Source organism: Pseudomonas bharatica CSV86 (assembly GCF_000319305.2).
GTDB classification, from domain to species: domain Bacteria; phylum Pseudomonadota; class Gammaproteobacteria; order Pseudomonadales; family Pseudomonadaceae; genus Aquipseudomonas; species Aquipseudomonas bharatica.
This window is the reverse complement of the sequence record NZ_AMWJ02000002.1, coordinates 2,321,831-2,340,182: the sequence shown is the minus strand read 5'-3', so window position 1 is coordinate 2,340,182 and position 18,352 is coordinate 2,321,831. Positions and strand designations below refer to the sequence as shown.

The following is an 18,352-nucleotide window of genomic DNA, read 5'->3' as shown; positions in this document are numbered from 1 at the left end:
CGGTACTTTCGGCAGTGCGCTGGGCGCTGCCGATTCCCTGCGAAAACCAGGCGACAACGCCAGTTCCTCCTGTCCACCCTTGTAGACCGTCATTTCCACCCCCATATCGGGGCGACTGATGTGTGAAGGAATCCATCTTGAGCGAACTTCTCAACCGCCGCCTGAGCCTGCTTGGCCAAGGCGACAACCTCTCCCTGCTCAAGCAGTGCCTGCACGGCATCGAGCGTGAATGCCTGCGCGTGACCGAGGACGGTCGCCTGGCCCAGACACCGCACCCCGAGGCCCTGGGCTCGGCGCTGACCCACGAATCCATCACCACCGATTATTCCGAGTCGCTGCTGGAATTCATCACCCCGGCCCTGGCCGACCCGGCGCAGACCCTCGAAAGCCTGGAGAACATCCACCGCTTCGCCGTCAGCAAGCTCGGCAGCGAGTACCTGTGGAGTCCGTCGATGCCGTGCCCGTTGCCGGCGGAAGAGGACATCCCGATCGCCTGGTACGGCACCTCGAACATCGGCCAGCTCAAGTACGTCTACCGCAAGGGCCTGGCCCTGCGCTACGGCCGCACCATGCAGTGCATCGCCGGTATCCACTACAACTTCTCGCTGCCGGAAAAGCTCTGGCCGCTGCTGCGTGATGCCGAAGGCGGCAGCGGTGACGACCGTGACTACCAGTCGTCGGCCTACATTGCCCTGATCCGCAATTTCCGCCGCTACAGCTGGCTGCTGATGTACCTGTTCGGTGCCTCGCCGGCGCTGGACGCAGGGTTCCTCCGTGGCCGCCCGCACCAGCTCGAGTCCTTCGACGCCGACACCCTGTTCCTGCCGTGGGCCACCAGCCTGCGCATGAGCGACCTGGGCTACCAGAGCAACGCCCAGGCCGGCCTGACCCCCTGCTACAACGACCTCGCCAGCTACACCGACAGCCTGCGCCGCGCCGTGGCCACGCCCTACGCGCCCTATGTGGAGATCGGTACGCACAAGGATGGCGAGTGGGTGCAGCTCAACACCAACATCCTGCAGATCGAGAACGAGTACTACTCGAACATCCGTCCCAAGCGCGTGACCTATACCGGCGAGCGGCCGATCCAGGCGCTGGTGGCCCGGGGCATCCAGTACATCGAAGTGCGCTGCCTGGATATCAACCCGTTCCTGCCGACCGGCATCGATTTGCCGCAGGCGCGTTTCCTCGATGCCTTCCTGCTGTTCTGCGCCCTGGAAGAAAGCCCGCTGCTGCAAAACGGCGAGTGCGGCCAGTGCACCGACAACTTCCTCAAGGTGGTTAAGGAAGGCCGGCGTCCGGGCCTGCAACTGCATCGCGACGGCCAGCCGGTCGAACTCAAGGCCTGGGCCTCCGAGCTGCTGGCGCGTATCGCACCGTTGGCCGAACTGCTCGACCGCAGCCAGGGCAGCGATGAGCACGCCCGTGCCCTCGCCACCCAGGCGGCCAAGGTCGACGACCCGGCGCTGACCCCGTCGGCCCAGGTGCTCGCCAGCATGACCGCGCACCAGGAAAGCTTCGCCGCCTTCGCCCTGCGCCAGAGCCAGCTGCATGCCGACTACCTGCGCAAGGAGCCGCTGCCGGCTGAAGAGCAGGCGCGTTTCGAAAGCCTGGCCCGGGCTTCGCTGGAAGAGCAGGCGCGTCTGGAACAGCAGGAAGTCGGCGACTTCGACCTGTTCGTCGGCGCCTACCAGGCCAGCATCCTGGCGATCAGCAACTGATATGAGCCGCGGCAGCACCCCTCGCAAACCCCGCGCCCGCAGCCAGGCGCGGATCGACTCGATCCTCGACGCGGCCCGCACTTTGCTGGCCAGCGAGGGCGTGGCCAGCCTGTCGATCTATAGCGTCGCCGAGCGCGCGCAGATCCCGCCGTCGTCGGTCTATCACTTCTTCGCCAGCGTCCCGGCCTTGCTCGAGGCGCTGACGGCGGATGTACACGGCGCGTTTCGCGCCTGCCTGCAGGCGCCCATCGACACCGCGAGCCTGACCGGCTGGCGGGACCTGGCGCGGCTGGTGGAAGCGCGGATGCTGGAGATCTATCAACAGGACGCCGCCGCCCGGCAACTGATCCTCGCCCAGCATGGCCTGAGCGAAGTGACCCAGGCCGACCGCCAGCACGATATCGAGCTGGGCGACCTGATGCACAAGCTGTTCGAGCAGCATTTCCGCTTGCCGGAGCTGCCGCATGATGTGGATGTATTTGCCTTGGCGATGGAGCTGAGCGACCGGGTGTATGCCCGTTCTGTGCAGGTGCACGGGCAGATCACGCCGCGCATGGCGGAGGAGGGGATGCGGGTGTTCGAAGCGTATGTGGGGCTGTATCTGCCGCCGTTCCTGCCCAAGCATTAAAAGCATCGCTGGCAAGCCAGCTCCCACAGGTCCGGCGTACACCGGACCTGTGGGAGCTGGCTTGCCAGCGATTGGGGTTTCACAGTTTCGCGATGGAAACCTCGGTCGACTTCACGAAGGCAATCACCTCGCTGCCGATGGTCAGTTCCAGCTCCTTGACCGAACGGGTGGTGATCACCGAAGTGACGATGCCCGAGGCGGTCTGCACGTCGATTTCCGACAGTACCGGGCCTTCCAGGATTTCTTTCACGGTGCCTTTGAACTGGTTACGTACGTTGATCGCTTTGATAGTCATCTGCTTGCTTCCTTCGTAGGTTCTGAGGTCAATGAGCCCAGCGCAGTTGCGTAGGCAAGGGTGCTACGGGTTCGGGCCCGGGCGGAGTGCCAGGGATCGAGAGAACACGGTTGAGTACTTCGGTTTCCAGCGCGGCCAGGCGGTGCGAGCCACGTACCCGTGGGCGCGGCAGGTCCACGTGCAGGTCGAGGCCGATTTCGCCGTCCTCGATCAGGATCACCCGGTCGGCGACCGCTACCGCTTCGCTGACGTCGTGGGTCACCAGCAACACGGTGAAGCCGTGCTTGCGCCAGAGGTCTTCGATCAGTTGCTGCATTTCGATCCGGGTCAGGGCATCTAGGGCGCCCAGCGGTTCGTCGAGCAGCAGCAGGCGCGGCTGGTGGATCAGGGCGCGGGCCAGGGCCACGCGCTGTTTCTGCCCACCGGACAGGGCTGCCGGCCATTCATTGGCGCGGTCGGCCAGGCCCACCGCTTCCAGTGCCTGCCTGGCGCGTTCCTGCCACTTGCCTTCGAGCCCCAGGCCGACGTTGTCGATGACCCGCTTCCACGGCAGCAGGCGCGCTTCCTGGAACATCAGGCGGGTGTCTTCGCGAGCGTCCGACAGTGGCGCGCTGCCGGCCAGCAATTCACCACCGGTCGGTTGGTCGAGGCCGGCCAGCAAACGCAGCAGGGTGCTCTTGCCACAGCCACTGCGGCCGACGATGGCGACGAACTGGCCGGCCGGGATGTGCAGGTCGATATTGCGCAGGACCTTGCGTTGGCCGAAGGTCTTCTCGACCTTCTGCACCGCCAGCGGGATGCCACGCAGCAGGCGCGGCGGCTGTTCCTTGAGAACGGTCATGCGCGGTCTCCCTTGCTCACTTGATAGGCCGGGTGCCAGCGCAGCCAGACACGTTCCAGGCCACGGGCAGCGAGGTCGGCCAGCTTGCCGAGCACCGCGTACAGCACGATCGCCAGCACTACCACGTCGGTCTGCAGGAACTCGCGGGCGTTCATCGCCAGGTAGCCGATGCCGGAGTTGGCCGAGATGGTCTCGGCGACGATCAGGGTCAGCCACATGAAGCCGAGGGCAAAGCGCACGCCGACCAGGATCGACGGCAGAGCACCCGGCAGGATCACCTGGCGGAACAGGGCGAAGCCGCTGAGGCCGTAACTGCGGGCCATTTCCACCAGCGCCGGATCGACGTTGCGGATGCCGTGGTAGGTGTTCAGGTAGATCGGGAACAGCGTGCCGAGGGCGACCAGGAAGATCTTCGCCGACTCGTCGATGCCGAACCACAGGATCACCAGCGGGATCAGCGCCAGGTGCGGCACGTTGCGGATCATCTGCACCGAGCTGTCCAGCAGGCGTTCACCCCAGCGCGACAGGCCGGTGATGAAGCCGAGCACCAGGCCGATGCTGCCGCCGATCAGGAAGCCCAGCCCGGCACGCCAGCCGCTGATTGCCAGGTGGGTCCAGATTTCGCCGCTGCGCACCAGTTCGACGCCTGCGGAAATCACCGCGCTTGGCGCCGGCAGGATGCGGGTCGACAGCCAACCGGCGCTGACCGCCAGTTGCCAGATCGCCAGCAGCGCTACCGGCAGGGCCCAGGGCGCCAGGCGCTGGACCCAGGAGTTGGAAGAAGAACGACTCATGGCGTGATCCTCAACGCTGCGCCGCGGCTTTGGGCAGGATGTCGTTGGCCACCATCTCGCCGAACGGGCTGACATAGCCACGCTCCTGCGGCAGGGCTGGACGTTCGATATCCAGGTGCGGGAACAGCAGTTCGGCCACGCGGTACGACTCTTCCAGGTGCGGGTAGCCGGAGAAGATGAAGGTGTCGATGCCCAGCTCGGCGTATTCCTTGACCCGCGCCGCCACGGTCGGGCCATCGCCGACCAGCGCGGTACCGGCACCGCCACGCACCAGGCCGACGCCGGCCCACAGGTTGGGGCTGACTTCCAGGTTGTCGCGGTTGCCGCCGTGCAGGGCGGCCATGCGTTGCTGGCCGACCGAATCGAAGCGCGCCAGGGACGCCTGGGCACGGGCGATGGTGTCGTCGTCCAGATGGGAAATCAGGCGTTCGGCGGCTTTCCAGGCCTCGTCGTTGGTTTCGCGGACGATCACATGCAGGCGGATACCGAAGCGCACGGTACGGCCCAGCTTGGCGGCCTTCTCGCGGACTTGCGCGATCTTCTCGGCCACCGCGCTCGGCGGCTCGCCCCAGGTCAGGTACAGCTCGACCTGCTCGGCGGCCAGGTCCTGCGCGGCGTCGGAAGAGCCACCGAAATACAGCGGCGGACGCGGTTGCTGGATCGGCGGATAGAGCAGCTTGGCGCCCTTCACCGTGATGTGCTTGCCGTCGTAGTCGACCGTCTCGCCTTCCAGCACCCGACGCCAGATGCGGGTGAACTCCACCGATGCCTGGTAGCGTTCTTCATGGCTGAGGAACAGGCCGTCGCCGGACAGTTCGTCAGGGTCTCCACCGGTCACCAGGTTGAACAGCGCGCGCCCGCCGGACAGCCGGTCAAGGGTCGCGGCCTGGCGTGCCGCCACGGTCGGCGAAATGATCCCCGGGCGCAGGGCGACGAGGAACTTCAGGCGCTGGGTCACCGGGATCAGCGACGCGGCCACCAGCCAGGAGTCCTCGCAGGAACGCCCGGTGGGGATCAGCACGCCGCCGAAGCCAAGACGGTCGGCCGCCTGTGCCACCTGCTGCAGATAACCGTGATCGACGGCGCGAGCGCCTTCGGCGGTGCCAAGGTAATGGCCGTCGCCATGGGTCGGAAGAAACCAGAAAACGTTGAGGCTCATTGGAGTTGTCTCCTAAGGGTGGCTCAGACCGGGGCGACGCCCCGGCTCGGGCGAAACGTCAAGGTGCGGTGGCGACCTTGGCCGGCGGCGTCCAGATCACGTCCTTGATGCTCAGCGGCTTGGGGATCAGCTTCAGGCTGGTGAAGGTGTCGGCGATCTTCTGCTGCGCGGCGACCACTTCCGGGGTCAGGAAGCCGGCACCGTAGCCCTGGCGCTTGACCGAGGTCAGGGTGATGTCGGCGGGCAGGCCGAGCAGCGGCGCGACCTGGTCGGTCACTTCCTGCGGGTTGGCCTTGGACCATTCGCCCACGGCACGCACCTCGTCCACCAGGGCGCTGATCACTTCAGGGTGCTTCTGCGCATAAGGCTTGGTGGCCAGGTAGAACTGATGGTTGTCGACGATGCCCTGGCCATCGCGCAGGGTGCGGGCTTGCAGTTGTTGCTCGGCGGCGGCCTGGTACGGGTCCCAGATCACCCAGGCATCGACGCTGCCACGCTCGAAGGCGGCGCGGGCATCGGCGGGCGGCAGGAACACCGGCTGGATGTCGCTGTATTTCAGGCCAGCGTCCTCGAGGGCGCGGACCAGCAGGTAATGCACGTTGGAGCCCTTGTTCAGGGCGACCTTCTTGCCCTTGAGTTCCTTGACCGACTGGATCGGCGAACCTTTCGGCACCAGGATCGCTTCGCTGTGCGGCGCTGGCGGCTCGTAGGCCACGTACAGCAGGTCGGCGCCGGCGGCCTGGGCGAAGACGGGCGGGGTTTCGCCGGTCACGCCGAAATCGATGGAGCCGACGTTAAGGCCTTCCAGCAGTTGCGGGCCGCCGGGGAATTCAGTCCATTGCACCTGCACGCCCTGGGCGGCGAGGCGCTTTTCCAGGCTGCCCTTGGCCTTGAGCAGAACCAGGGTGCCGTACTTCTGGTAGCCGATACGCAGGGTTTCGGCCTGGGCTTGGGTGATGGCGCCGAAGGTAACAGCCGCAGCGAACAGAGCGGCCAGACCACGACGCAAAACGACAGTGCGCATAGCGCTCTCCTTTTGCAGTGTTGGGATTCGGGCTGCACCTGCTTGCCTCGTTGTCGGGCCAGTAAGGTGGGGGTTGCACGATGAAACGGGTGCTACAGGATCAGATGCTCCAGCGGGCACTGATCAGGCGTTCGTTGAGCAGGCCGGGCGCCAGGGGTTTCGGGCGACGGGCCAGGGCGCTGTGGAACAGCTCCAGGGATTCGTTCAGGCGCTGCTCCAGGGCGGGCGCCAGATGGGCCGGGACATTGCCCTGGCCGTAGGCGACCTGGCTGTCGTCGGCGAAGATCCCTTGCAGGGTCTCCTGCGCCTTCAAGGCCGAGAGCACCGGTTTCAGGGCGTAGTCCACCGCCAGCATATGGGCGATGCTGCCGCCGGTTGCGATGGGCAGCACCACCTTGTGACTCAGGGCGCGCTCGGGCAGCAGATCGAGCAGGGTCTTCAGGGCGCCGGCGAACGACGCCTTGTACACCGGGGTGGAAACGATCAGGCCGTCGGCCTGTTCCACCAGCTGCTGGAAATGCTGGACCTGAGGGCTGTCGAAACGGGCATGAAGCAGATCTTCGGCCGGGAAGTCCCGCACCTGGAATGTCACCACTTCCACGCCCTGGCCTTGCAGCCAATCGCGTGCGCGTTCGAGCAGCACGCCGGACCGTGAACGCAGGCTGGGACTTCCACCGATAGAAACGACCAACATTGAATGCGCATCCTTGGAACTGTTCGAAAGGCCCGCGAGTTAGGAGGCTCGCTGGAATGGGGTGACATTAACAGGTGCTTGCATATATCTAGAAATCATATTTTTTCATTTGTTTATATGAATTGGAGATATGTCTTTTGGCCTGTGGAGATCCCCTGGGGGAGCTGGCTTGCCAGCGATGAGGCCGGCATGGGGAAAGGTGTTGGCCGGCCGGGCCCTATCGCTGGCAAGCCAGCTCCCACAGGGTTCTCCACGGGTTTCGAGAGCGTGGAAATGCAGGCAAAAAAAAGGGCCGTCGAAACGGCCCGAAAATCCCTGCGATGGCTAAATCAGAATCAACGGTTCGGCTGTGGGGTCAGGCGCAGATATGGCTTGACCGCGCGGTAGCCCTTGGGGAAGCGGTGCTTGATCTCTTCCTCGTCCTTCAGCGACGGCACGATCACCACTTCGTCACCGTCCTGCCAGTTGGCCGGGGTGGCCACCTTGTGGTTGTCGGTGAGTTGCAACGAATCGATCACCCGCAGGATCTCGTGGAAGTTGCGCCCGGTACTGGCCGGATAGGTGATGGTCAGGCGGATCTTCTTGTTCGGGTCGATCACGAACAAGGAGCGCACGGTGAGGGTATCGTTGGCGTTCGGGTGGATCAGGTCGTACAGGTCGGAAACCTTGCGATCGGCATCGGCCAGGATCGGGAAGTTGACCGTGGTGTTCTGGGTTTCGTTGATATCGTCGATCCAGCGGTGGTGGGAGTCCACCGGGTCCACCGACAGGGCGATGGCCTTGACGCCGCGCTCGGCGAACTGTTCCTTCAGCTTGGCGGTGAAGCCCAGCTCGGTGGTGCACACCGGGGTGAAGTCGGCCGGGTGCGAGAACAGCACGCCCCAGCTGTCGCCGAGCCACTCGTGGAAGCGGATCTTGCCGGCGCTGGAATCCTGTTCGAAGTCGGGGGCGATATCGCCGAGTCTGAGGCTCATGGTGCGGCTCCTTGGCTGTTCGTTGATGGACTCAACTGTGCCTGTAGGCCGAGCAAATTAAAAAGAATAAATATCGATTTATTTAGATCTTAAAGAGATAACAAATGGCGGACAAAACAACGCCCGCGCAGCACGGGGCCGGGCGGGCGTTGGGTATCTCGCGGCGGGTTACAGCAGCGGGACGGAGTAGCTGAGGATCAGGCGGTTTTCGTCCTGGTCCTTGGTGTTGGCAACGTTGCTGCGCCAGGTGGCATTTTTCCACATTACGCCGAAGCCTTTGAGGGTGCCTTCCGGTACGACGTAAGCCAGGGTGATGTCACGTTCCCACTCTTTGCGGTCACCGATGGTGGAATCGATGTCGTCGCCGCGCAGGTAGGTGACGCCAGCAGTGGCGCCAGCCAGGCCGACCTTGGCGAAGTCGTAGGAGTAGCGGGCTTGCCAGGTACGCTCACCGGCACGACCGAACTTCTGGATCTGCGAGTCGGTGATGGTGTAGTTGGACGAGCCGTCACCCTGGTTCAGCCAAGGGAAGTCGCTGTCGCCATTGCTGACCTGATAGCCGCCACCAAAGGTGTGACCGGCAACGGTGTACAGGAACAGGGCGCTGTACAGGTCGTTGTCGACCTTGCCGCGAGTCTTGACCGGATTGTTCGGGTAGTAACCGGTGGTGTACCAGGCAGCGGTATCGCCGTTCTTGCCGTCATCGGTGCTGTGGAAGTAGCGGAAGTCGGACTTCAGCACGCCCGGGCCGATAGCCCAGTTGTGTACCGCACCCAGGAAGTGCTGGTTGTAGAAGTTCTCCAGGCCGCCGTACCAGTATTGCAGCAGGAGATCCTTGTTGACCTTGTAGTCGGCGCCGGCATAACGGAACTGGTTGCTATATTTGCCGTTGCGGAAGTTGCTGGACTGGTTGGCACCCGCAATGGACAGGCCTTCGGTGCTCGAGGAGTTACGGCCCTTGACGTGCTCGATCTGGCCGGCAGTCAGGGTCAAGTCCTTGATTTCGTTCGAGACGATCTGGCCGCCTTCGAAGGTCTGCGGCAGCAGGCGACCATCGTTGTACGAGATGACCGGGTTCTTCGGCAGCAGGGTGCCGTAGCGCAGTTCGGTCTGGGAGATCTTGACCTTGGCGGCAGCGCCCAGGCTGGAGTAGTCGTTGACAGCACGGCCATCGCTGTCGGTCGGGAAGACGGTGCCGCCGTAGGCGTCGCTGCTGGCATTGCCGTGACGGCCTTTGCCGGAGTCCAGGCGGATGCCCAGCAGGCCGATTGCGTCGACGCCGAAGCCTACAGTGCCTTCAGTGAAGCCCGAGGTGTAGTCCAGTTGGAAGCCTTGGCCCCACTCTTCCTGATAGTTGACGGTGCCGTTGCCGTGATTGCGGTTATCGGTGTTGATATAGAAGTTACGCAGCTTCAACGTAGCCTTGCTGTCTTCGATAAAACCGGCAGCGCCTGCTTGCTGGGCCAGTACCCCAAGGGCGACGGCAAGAGTCAGGGTCGACTTCTTCATGGATGAATTGCTCCTCTCTGTTTCTAATTCTTGTGGTTCGTTAACGGTCGGGTCTTGCGCCCCACTCGTTGTCGATGGGCGATTAGCACCAATGGATGACCATCGAGTCAATCGTAACCAGTCGTTTCAAGACTTTGGTCTAATGCGCCATGCTGGGGGCGAAGGATAATTACAATTCGATAAACCTAAAAAGAATTATTTTGTTTTTTTTAAGATTTTTTTGACATAACCAACAAAAATTTCACATCGCTTCGGGCACATAAGCTAATGCCCATAAATTATTTCTGGTTGGTTTTTTAGATCATTTAGATTCATGGCTTTCCCCTTTCGGAATTCCCCGCCATGAAGCCGTCACGTCCGCTCAAAGTATTCACTGCCCTGGCCCTCACCGGCTTGACCCTGGTCAGCCACGCCGCCGGTCTCACCGTGGGTTACCAGACCGGCATCGATCCGAGCAAGGTGCCCCAGGCCGATGGTGCCTACGAGCAGGCGATTGGCGAGAAGATCGACTGGCGCCGCTTCAACAGCGGCCCGGAAGTGGTTACCGCGATTGCCTCCGGCGACGTGCAGATCGGCAACCTCGGTTCCAGCCCGCTGGCCGCTGCCGCTTCGCGCAAGCTACCGATCGTGGCCTTCATCGTTTCGGCGCAGATCAACGCCGCCGAAGCGCTGGTGGTGCGCAATGGCAGTGGTATCGACAGTCCGAAGGACCTGGTCGGCAAGACCATCGCCACCCCGTTCGTCTCCACCTCCCACTACAGCCTGCTCGGTGCCCTCAAGCACTGGGGGCTCGATACGCGTCAGGTGAAAGTGGTGAACCTGCAGCCGGCGGAAATCGCCGCGGCATGGAAGCGTGGGGATATCGATGGCGCCTTCGTCTGGTCGCCGGCGCTGGGGGAGATCCGCAAGACCGGCAAGACCCTCACCGACGCCGCCGAAGTCGGCGGCTGGGGCGCGCCGACCTTCGAAGTGTGGGTCGCACGCAAGGACTTCGCCGAGAAGCACCCGGACGTCGTGGCGAAGTTCGCCAAGGTGACCCTGCAATCCTTCGCCGACTATGCGGCGAACAAGGCGCAGTGGACTGCCGACTCGGTGCCGGTACAGAAGATCGCCAGGCTGACCGGCTCCAATCCCGCCGATGTGCCTGAACTGCTCGCAGGCTCGGCCTTCCCCGATGCCCAGGCCCAGGCTGGCCTGCTGCAAGGCCAGACCCCGGCGGCGATCGCCGAGACGGCAAAATTCCTCAAGGAGCAGGGCAAGGTGGAAACCGTGCTGCCGGACTACGCGCCCTTCGTCAGTGCGAAATTCGTCCAGTAGCAATCATCGCGGCTGCCCTCGGCAGCCGCGTTCCTGCATCAGCACACCTCTTCGTAAGGCAGGCCGACATAGTTCTCCGCGATATTCGCCAGGCCCACGCGGGAATTGAGGAAGTATTCGCGATCGGCCTCCTGCATCTTGCGGTCCCAGGCGTCCTTCTCGCCGTCGAAGTCATGCAGCAGATTGGTCATGAACCAGCTGAAGCGCTCGCCTTTCCATACCCGGCGCAGGGCCAGCTCGGAGTATTTCTCCAGCAGGTCGGTGCGCCCCTCGCGGTAGACCTTGACCAGGATGCGGTACAGATAGCAGACGTCTGACGCCGCCAGGTTCAGGCCCTTGGCCCCGGTGGGCGGGACGATATGGGCAGCATCGCCGACCAGGAACAGCTTGCCGTACTGCATCGGTTCGACCACGTAGCTGCGCAGCGGGGCGATGCTCTTTTCCAGCGACGGCCCGGTGACCAGGCGCGCGGCGACGTCTTGCGGCAGGCGTGCCTTCAGTTCGTTCCAGAAGCGCTCGTCGCTCCAGTCCTCGACCTTGTCGGTCAGCGGCACTTGCAGGTAGTAGCGGCTGCGGGTCAGCGAGCGCTGGCTGCACAGGGAGAAGCCGCGCGCGTGCTGGGCGTAGATCAGCTCTTCGTTGACCGGCGGTGTGTCGGACAGCAGGCCGAGCCAGCCGAACGGATAGACCCGCTCGTATTCGGTCAGCACGCCTGCGGGAATGGTCTTGCGCGATACACCGTGGTAACCGTCGCAGCCGGCAATGTAGTCGCAATCGATGCGCTGGCGCTCGCCGTCCTTTTCGAAGGTCACGTAGGGGCGCTCGCCTTTCACTTCGTGCAGTTGCACGTCGCTGGCCGAGTAGATGATCGGTGCGCCACTGGCGCTGCGGGCGTCCATCAAGTCGCGGGTGACTTCGGTCTGGCCGTAGACCATCACGCTCTTGCCGCCGGTGAGTTCGGTCAGGTGGATCGGTACGCGCTTGCCGTCGAACACCAGCTCGACGCCCTCGTGTACCAGGCCCTCGGCGTCCATGCGGGCGCTGACCCCGGCTTCGCGAAGCATATCGACGGTGCCTTGTTCGAGGACGCCCGCACGGATACGGCCCAGGACATAGTCCGGGGTCTGGCGTTCGATGATGATGTTGTCGATGCCAGCCTTGTGCAGGAGCTGGCCGAGCAGAAGGCCGGACGGGCCGGCGCCGATGATGGCGACCTGAGTGTTCATGGCGGTTGTCTCGTGTTTGTTTTTAGGTGTGAGATCGCCTGTATTTTTTGCCGAATAAACCGGAAAAAGAAGGTGATTTGTCGCCGGTAAATTGCACTTTTGACAAATCTGTCCGATTATCGACCAGCCTTTCGGGCCTCATCGCTGGCAAGCCAGCTCCCACAAGGCCCCTGTGGGAGCTGGCTTGCCAGCGATGAGGCCATCAGCCACAACAACAAGTGCCCAGATGAAAGCAACCCAGCCACCCGTCCCCGTCTTCAAGCTCTACGGCGAAAGCCAGGCCTGGCCGACCCCGGACCTGTTGCATTGCGAGTCCATCCCCAAGCGCAGCAGCCTGTACCACTGGGAGATCAAACCCCACCGCCACGCCGACCTGTTCCAGCTGCTCTACGTGCAGCACGGCCAGGCGACGGTGGAAGTGGAAGGGCGGCGCAGCAGGATCGTCGAGCCTTCGATACAGGTCACGCCGCCGCTGTGCGTGCATGGTTTCCAGTTTTCCGAAGACATCGAAGGCTACGTGCTGACCCTCGGCGCACCGCTGGTGGCACAACTGGAAGCGCGTCTCGGCGCGCCCTTGGCGGTACTGGCGTCGGCCGGTTGCTATGCGCTCGGCGAGGATCACGCCTTCATCAACACCCTGTTCGAAGCCTTGCTCAAGGAATACGAAGGCAGCGCCGTGTCCCGTGACCTGGTGCTGGGTTCGCTGGTCAATGTGCTGATGGTGTGGATAAGCCGCACGCGCCAGCAGAACAAGACCGCCAGCGGACGCGACGAGCGCAACCGGCAGTCGCTCGGCGGGTTCATCAAGCTGGTGGAACAGCACTATCGCGAGCACCTGACCGTGGAAACCTTCGCCCATCGCCTGGGCATGTCGGCAGTGCACCTGAACAACCTGTGCCGTCAGCTCGCCGGGCAGACCGCGCTGCAGATCATCCACCAGCGCCTGCTGCTGGAGGCGCGGCGCAACCTGGTCTACACCAACATGACCGTGGCCCAGGTCTCGGACAACCTGGGCTTTGCCGACCCGGCGTATTTCTCGCGGTTCTTCCGTCGCCTGACCGGACAATCACCGAACGGATTCCGTCGGGGCGGTGAAAAAGAAGCGCAATAGCAAAGCCCGCTCAGTGCGAGCGGGCTTTCTTCATTCAGCGATCACTTGGCAGTCAATGCCGCGTAGCTGTTCATCAGGTTGCGGTAGTTGGGAATCCGCTGCGACAGCAGGTTGCCCAGCCCTTCGATGTCGTTGCGCCAGTCGCGGTGCAGCTCACAGGCCACCGAGAACCAGTTCATCATCTGTGCGCCGGCCTGGGTCATGCGGTTCCACGCGGCCTGCTGCACGGTGGTGTTGAAGGTGCCGGAAGCGTCGGTCACCACGAACACGTCGAAGCCTTCGGCCAGCGCCGACAGGGTCGGGAAGGCCACGCACACGTCGGTTACCACGCCAGCGATGATCAGTTGCTTGCGGCCGGTGGCCTTGATCGCCTTGACGAAGTCCTCGTTGTCCCAGGCGTTGATCTGGCCTGGGCGCGGGATGTACGGGGCGTCCGGGAACATCTCTTTCAGCTCCGGCACCAGCGGACCGTTCGGGCCCTGCTCGAAGCTAGTGGTGAGGATGGTCGGCAGGTCGAAGAACTTCGCCAGGTCGGCCAGCGCCAGCACGTTGTTCTTGAACTCGTTCGGCGAGAAGTCCTGCACCAGGGAAATCAGGCCGGTCTGGTGGTCAACCAGCAGGACTACGGCGTCGTCTTTGTTCAGGCGGTTGTAGGTGGCGTTGGTCATGGTGGAAATCCTTTTGTTCGAGAAGTGTGTTTTGGGTAGTTGCCGCTAGGTGTGGCCAGATTAGGGAGTTCTCGAAAAGGGATAAATCACGTGAAAACGGTACGACTGTCTCGCTATGGTGGACAACGGATGGAAGGCGACGGGCTGTTGGTGTAGGCTGCGACAAATGGCGCTATGCTTGCGTCACTTGTCGCACCTCAAGGAGTACGCCATGGCCGTCGCCGACACCTATGCCCGCAAGTCCCTCCGTGCCAGTCGCCGGCCGACGGAGTACCTGCTTCGAGAAGAAGCCGGGCTGCTCAGTCCTGTCATGGTCTACCGCCTTACAGCCAAGGGGTTTGACCTGAAGGATGTACAGGCGATGCTGGCGCTGTCCGAGCTGTATTCGACGCGCAAGATCATGAGCCGCATCGTCGGCAAGTCTGTGCGCACCTTGCAGCGCCAGGGCAGCAAGGAGTCCGCCCACCTCAATGCCCAGCAAAGTGCCGTGGCCTTCCAGTTCGCCCGGGTCCTGGAGCGTGCCATCGAAGTGTTCGGTTCGCTGAGGCTGGCCGAGGAATGGCTCGGGCGTCCGTGCAAGTACCTCGACGGCGATATACCGCTGGATGTGATCGACAACCCGGTCGGATTCCAGGCGGTGGAGGATTACCTGGAGCGCATCGAGCACGGGGTCTATCAGTGAATCCGTTGCCATGGTCCGGTGGCTGGTACGCATGGCGCCTCGATCGTGAGGTATACAAGGATTCCTGGGACAGCGGCATCGGTGCGCACAAGCTCGGCGGGCGCTGGAATCCGCCGGGGCGCAAGGTGGTCTACGCCGCGGCGGGCCCTTCGACCGCCATTCTCGAAGTGGCGGTGCATCTGGGCTTCGATGCGCTGGACACGGTGCGCCACGTGCTCACCTGTTTCGAAATACTGGACCCTACCCTGATCAAGGTCGTACAGCCCGAGGACGTGCCCAATCCGGTCTGGCTCAGCAGCGCGGCAGCTTCGCCCAACCAGCAGAAATTCGTCGATGCCTTGCTGGCAGAGCATGCCTTCGTGCTGATCCCGTCGGCGGTGAGCCGGCATTCGTGGAATCTGCTGATGAGTTGCGAGCTGGCGGCGGGGAAGTATCGGGTGGTGAGGCAGGAGCGGTTTGGATTGGATACGCGGTTGGTGAAGGGGTGAGAGCAACAACAAAAAGGGCCTGCTCTCCAAAGCAGGCCCTTTCTCTTACTTGGCAGTGAATGCCGAGTAGCTGTTCATCAGGTTGCGATAGTTCGGAATCCGCTGCGACAGCAGGTTGCCCAGCCCTTCGATATCGTTGCGCCAGTCGCGGTGCAGCTCACAGGCGACCGAGAACCAGTTCATCATCTGCGCACCGGCCTGGGTCATGCGGTTCCAGGCGGCCTGCTGCACGGTGGTGTTGAAGGTGCCGGAAGCGTCGGTCACCACGAACACCTCGAAGCCTTCGGCCAGTGCCGACAGGGTCGGGAAGGCCACGCACACATCGGTTACCACGCCGGCAATGATCAGTTGCTTGCGGCCAGTAGCCTTGATCGCCTTGACGAAGTCCTCGTTGTCCCAAGCGTTGATCTGGCCTGGACGCGGGATGTACGGCGCATCCGGGAACATCTCTTTCAGCTCTGGAACCAGCGGACCGTTCGGGCCCTGTTCGAAGCTGGTGGTGAGGATGGTCGGCAGGTCGAAGAATTTCGCCAGGTCGGCCAGCGCCAGCACGTTGTTCTTGAACTCGTTCGGCGAGAAATCCTGCACCAGGGAAATCAGGCCGGTCTGGTGATCGACCAGGAGGACTACGGCGTCGTCTTTGTTCAGGCGGTTGTAGGTGGCGTTGGTCATGGTGAAGATCCTTTTGTTCGAGAAGTTTTTTTGGGTGGTTGCCGCTAGATGTGGCCAGATTAGGGATTTCTCGAAGCGGGATAAATCGGGTGGAGGCGGTATGACTGTCTCGTTCAAGTGGACAATTGCTAGGCGAGGACGCTGGAGTGCGTCGGCGGGGACGCATCGGGTGGTGAAGCCGGAGTGGTTTGGGTCGGATATGTGTTGGGAGGGCGGATGACTGCGATGGGCATCGCGGGGACCCAGCCGCTGGCGGACAACGGCATACCCGTGGGGCGGGCGAAGAACCGGCGAGTGGAACTAACGTTGTAGGGCGTTGGGCAGCACCACCTGTGCACGCGTTGTGAGTCGTGTTTGCGTGATATAGCGAAAAGTCATGGATATACGATGTTCATGCTTAAATTCGCGGGCCGTTTTTGCGTCATTGCAGGCAACGGAAACAGGGTCGGCTGCAGCCTATATCAGGAGAGCGAAATGAAAGAATGGATGAAATTGTTCGGCATCGGCGCGTTGCTGGTCTTTTCCGGTGTCTGCCTGGCGGCGAAGCCGTCCGACAAGCAGGATGCACTGGCGCTGGATATCCTCGAGCATCTTGAAGTGAATACCTTCCTGAACTCGCTTCGTCAACGTCACTATCCAGAGGGCACAACGCTCGGTCAGACGCCGTATCGGATATTCTCGAAGGAAGCAGGCTCCGAGGCGACCTACAGTGCGGTGGATGAAGAGAAAAGCTGGGTATACAGCGTGAGGGTAATGAAGTCTGGTCCACAGGGCATCACCATCTGCTTCGTCGACGACAGCCTCCAGGGCACTTACCTCACGGCAGTCGCCCTGTTGGTCCGGAAAAAGCCGGATAACCATTACGTGGTCATCAAGACGCTGCCCGAAACGCCGGCTTGCGCGATCACCAGAGGTTGAGACCTGCGCCCGGAGGTTCTCCTGGCGCAGATATGGGGGGTCAGCGGAACAGGCCCATATCGATGTCCTGCTGAATCAGCGCTGCTTCCGATTTTCGACGTGTCTTGTGGCGGTCGCCATAGTTGTTCAATTCGCGTACCAGCCCTTTCCAGTCGCCGCTGACGATGAGTCCCCACGACGTCGGTGCGACGAGAGCGAGATTCTCTCCGTTCTGAAAAGCCAGGTCGATGATGGCTGTGCGGGTGTTGTACGGCACGCTGCGGAACTTGTCGGGACCGACAGCGTTGTTGTATCTCCGTTCGACTGCTGTCGAGAATTTATCGAGGTAGATGTCACTGAGTGCCCTGGCTTCCGACTCGGTTACCGTCAGCGGTTTCTGGGCCAGTTTGGTCACGGCCTGCTGACCACGAAGTTCGGTGTATTCGCCCAGTTTCGCCACCAGCGCTGCCGACACACCATCGGCCAGCAAGGAGGCCGAGGTCTTGCTGCCAAGGTCCACGCCAGCGCCCAGCGTAATGCCGGAGTTGGCGAACGGTTTGCCATTTTCCATTGGCACATAGGCGGTGTTATGCAGGCCGCCTTCGTTGTCACTCAGAAAATCCTTGTCGAACAACGGCTGCCTGGCCAGTTCCCTGGCCTGGTCCTGCGCTGAAAGCAGGGCCATCCGCTTGGCCTGGGCAATGGCTTGCTGGGTGCTGCGGCTATCGACCAGATTAGCGTTCTGTTCGGCCAGGAAGTCTCGAATTATCAGGTCGTTGGCGGCTGCATAGGCATCCTTGAAGCCGGCGAGTTCCTGATCGAGCGCGGCAGGAGCATCGTAATCATCGCCTTTCTTCAGGTCGGTGACGATGTCGCTGATGGTTCGCCCCAGGTAGTCCTTCGCCGGGTGCAGCAGCAGCTTGTTGATACTGGCCCTCAGGGTGTCTTCCCATTGCGCCAGCTTCTGCTGGACCCGCTTAAGTGCTTGGTTGATGGTTTCGATACTCGCACTCGCCATTGCGGAAAGGTTCAATTCGCCCTTCAGCGCCGCGAGCGTGTTGGCACGCTTGACATCGAACTTGCCGGCAAGCTCCTTGCGATACTCGAAAAGCTGCCAGGGGATGGTGTCATAGAAATCCAGTCCCAGATCCACGTAGGACTCGTAGACCAGCCAGCCGTTACCTTCTGCCAGGGACTCTTCGAGGCTGCTTTGGATCAGGAAAACGGGGTTTTGTGGCAGCGCCTTGGGACCGCTGGTCGCGCCGTTCACACTGACCGAGATCAGACTGCCCGGAGCGCTTGACGATGGGTCCAGGCTGTTGAGGAAGCTCCAGCCACTTCCGAAGTGTCCGAAGCCAGAGCCACCGGACGTATTGGGCGAACCTCCCATGGGGATACCGCGGTTCACTACGATGTTTTTTTCTGCCATGAAAACTGACTCCTTGATGAGCTGAGAGCGGTGCTCAACGTACTTTTCCATTTGAAGTGCCCTCGCGAGCCACTGTATAAAAAAACAGTTATGCACTCAAGCATTTAAATGCATTTATGCATATATTTTTTCAAGGAAATCGAGTCCAAGAAGTCAAGCTCTCGGGGGAGGTAGGTTCGGTTGTCCTGGAGGGCTAGGCGTTTTGGGGGGCTGGCGTTGATCG

The 18,352-nt window shown here is 62.2% G+C and carries 19 protein-coding genes; 7 read left to right on the top strand and 12 right to left on the bottom strand.

The window, feature by feature from the left end; genetic code table 11:
• The first annotated feature begins 137 nt into the window (after nt 1-137).
• Both gshA and CSV86_RS24550 read left to right on the top strand, forming a co-directional pair.
• Nucleotides 138-1,721: a glutamate--cysteine ligase gene (gene gshA, locus CSV86_RS24555; protein WP_009400128.1), complete on the top strand. Its 1,584-nt coding sequence runs from the start codon at nt 138-140 to the stop codon at nt 1,719-1,721.
• A gap of 1 nt (nt 1,722) precedes the next feature.
• On the top strand, nt 1,723-2,349 hold the full coding sequence (locus tag CSV86_RS24550) for a TetR/AcrR family transcriptional regulator (protein WP_009400130.1): 627 nt from the start codon (nt 1,723-1,725) through the stop codon (nt 2,347-2,349).
• A 79-nt stretch (nt 2,350-2,428) separates the two neighbouring features.
• On the opposite strand, the gene CSV86_RS24545 is transcribed toward CSV86_RS24550, so the two are convergent.
• From CSV86_RS24545 to CSV86_RS24510, 8 genes are all read right to left on the bottom strand, one after another.
• Nucleotides 2,429-2,644: a TOBE domain-containing protein gene (locus tag CSV86_RS24545; protein WP_009400132.1), complete on the bottom strand. Its 216-nt coding sequence runs from the start codon at nt 2,642-2,644 to the stop codon at nt 2,429-2,431.
• A gap of 28 nt (nt 2,645-2,672) precedes the next feature.
• Entirely contained in the window at nt 2,673-3,485 is an 813-nt protein-coding gene (gene ssuB / locus CSV86_RS24540) for an aliphatic sulfonates ABC transporter ATP-binding protein (RefSeq protein WP_009400134.1), read from the bottom strand.
• On the bottom strand, nt 3,482-4,279 hold the full coding sequence (ssuC, locus tag CSV86_RS24535) for an aliphatic sulfonate ABC transporter permease SsuC (RefSeq protein WP_009400136.1): 798 nt from the start codon (nt 4,277-4,279) through the stop codon (nt 3,482-3,484). Before ssuC ends, ssuB begins: the two co-directional genes overlap by 4 nt.
• Nucleotides 4,280-4,289: 10 nt before the next feature.
• Nucleotides 4,290-5,438, bottom strand: a complete 1,149-nt coding sequence (ssuD, locus tag CSV86_RS24530; RefSeq protein ID WP_009400138.1) for an FMNH2-dependent alkanesulfonate monooxygenase — start codon at nt 5,436-5,438, stop codon at nt 4,290-4,292.
• A 58-nt stretch (nt 5,439-5,496) separates the two neighbouring features.
• The gene (locus tag CSV86_RS24525; RefSeq protein ID WP_009400141.1) at nt 5,497-6,462 is read right to left on the bottom strand and encodes a sulfonate ABC transporter substrate-binding protein; all 966 of its coding nucleotides are present in this window, start codon (nt 6,460-6,462) and stop codon (nt 5,497-5,499) included.
• Between the two features lie 100 nt (nt 6,463-6,562).
• Nucleotides 6,563-7,156 carry an NADPH-dependent FMN reductase gene (ssuE, locus tag CSV86_RS24520; RefSeq protein ID WP_009400143.1) on the bottom strand — a complete coding sequence of 198 codons (594 nt, stop codon included), beginning with the start codon at nt 7,154-7,156 and terminating at the stop codon, nt 6,563-6,565.
• 335 nt (nt 7,157-7,491) lie between these two features.
• Nucleotides 7,492-8,130: a peroxiredoxin gene (locus CSV86_RS24515; RefSeq protein ID WP_009400145.1), complete on the bottom strand. Its 639-nt coding sequence runs from the start codon at nt 8,128-8,130 to the stop codon at nt 7,492-7,494.
• A 168-nt stretch (nt 8,131-8,298) separates the two neighbouring features.
• Nucleotides 8,299-9,639: an OprD family porin gene (locus CSV86_RS24510; RefSeq protein ID WP_009400147.1), complete on the bottom strand. Its 1,341-nt coding sequence runs from the start codon at nt 9,637-9,639 to the stop codon at nt 8,299-8,301.
• 342 nt (nt 9,640-9,981) lie between these two features.
• Here CSV86_RS24510 and tauA point away from each other — a divergent pair, with 342 nt between their 5' ends.
• Nucleotides 9,982-10,956 (top strand): taurine ABC transporter substrate-binding protein, encoded by a 975-nt coding sequence (tauA, locus tag CSV86_RS24505; RefSeq protein WP_009400148.1) that lies wholly within the window; start codon nt 9,982-9,984, stop codon nt 10,954-10,956.
• A gap of 38 nt (nt 10,957-10,994) precedes the next feature.
• Here tauA and pobA read toward each other — a convergent pair whose 3' ends face one another.
• Entirely contained in the window at nt 10,995-12,182 is a 1,188-nt protein-coding gene (gene pobA / locus CSV86_RS24500; protein ID WP_009400153.1) for a 4-hydroxybenzoate 3-monooxygenase, read from the bottom strand.
• 226 nt (nt 12,183-12,408) lie between these two features.
• On the opposite strand from pobA, the gene CSV86_RS24495 reads away from it, so the two are divergent.
• Nucleotides 12,409-13,293, top strand: coding sequence for a helix-turn-helix domain-containing protein (locus tag CSV86_RS24495; protein ID WP_009400154.1), 885 nt, complete (start codon nt 12,409-12,411; stop codon nt 13,291-13,293).
• A gap of 41 nt (nt 13,294-13,334) precedes the next feature.
• On the opposite strand, the gene ycaC (CSV86_RS24490) is transcribed toward CSV86_RS24495, so the two are convergent.
• Nucleotides 13,335-13,961 carry an isochorismate family cysteine hydrolase YcaC gene (gene ycaC / locus CSV86_RS24490; protein ID WP_009400155.1) on the bottom strand — a complete coding sequence of 209 codons (627 nt, stop codon included), beginning with the start codon at nt 13,959-13,961 and terminating at the stop codon, nt 13,335-13,337.
• 211 nt (nt 13,962-14,172) lie between these two features.
• Here ycaC (CSV86_RS24490) and CSV86_RS24485 point away from each other — a divergent pair, with 211 nt between their 5' ends.
• Together CSV86_RS24485 and CSV86_RS24480 are read left to right on the top strand one after the other, a co-directional pair.
• Complete coding sequence (locus CSV86_RS24485; RefSeq protein ID WP_009400156.1) at nt 14,173-14,643, top strand: Xre family toxin-antitoxin system antitoxin; 471 nt, start codon at nt 14,173-14,175, stop codon at nt 14,641-14,643.
• Complete coding sequence (locus CSV86_RS24480; protein WP_009400159.1) at nt 14,640-15,131, top strand: RES family NAD+ phosphorylase; 492 nt, start codon at nt 14,640-14,642, stop codon at nt 15,129-15,131. Before CSV86_RS24485 ends, CSV86_RS24480 begins: the two co-directional genes overlap by 4 nt.
• 45 nt (nt 15,132-15,176) lie before the next feature.
• On the opposite strand, the gene ycaC (CSV86_RS24475) is transcribed toward CSV86_RS24480, so the two are convergent.
• Nucleotides 15,177-15,803: an isochorismate family cysteine hydrolase YcaC gene (ycaC, locus tag CSV86_RS24475; RefSeq protein ID WP_009400161.1), complete on the bottom strand. Its 627-nt coding sequence runs from the start codon at nt 15,801-15,803 to the stop codon at nt 15,177-15,179.
• Between the two features lie 387 nt (nt 15,804-16,190).
• Here ycaC (CSV86_RS24475) and CSV86_RS24470 point away from each other — a divergent pair, with 387 nt between their 5' ends.
• Nucleotides 16,191-16,721 (top strand): pesticin immunity protein, encoded by a 531-nt coding sequence (locus tag CSV86_RS24470; RefSeq protein WP_009400165.1) that lies wholly within the window; start codon nt 16,191-16,193, stop codon nt 16,719-16,721.
• A gap of 40 nt (nt 16,722-16,761) precedes the next feature.
• On the opposite strand, the gene CSV86_RS24465 is transcribed toward CSV86_RS24470, so the two are convergent.
• Nucleotides 16,762-18,180 (bottom strand): pesticin C-terminus-like muramidase, encoded by a 1,419-nt coding sequence (locus CSV86_RS24465; RefSeq protein WP_080604765.1) that lies wholly within the window; start codon nt 18,178-18,180, stop codon nt 16,762-16,764.
• Between the last annotated feature and the right edge of the window lie 172 nt (nt 18,181-18,352).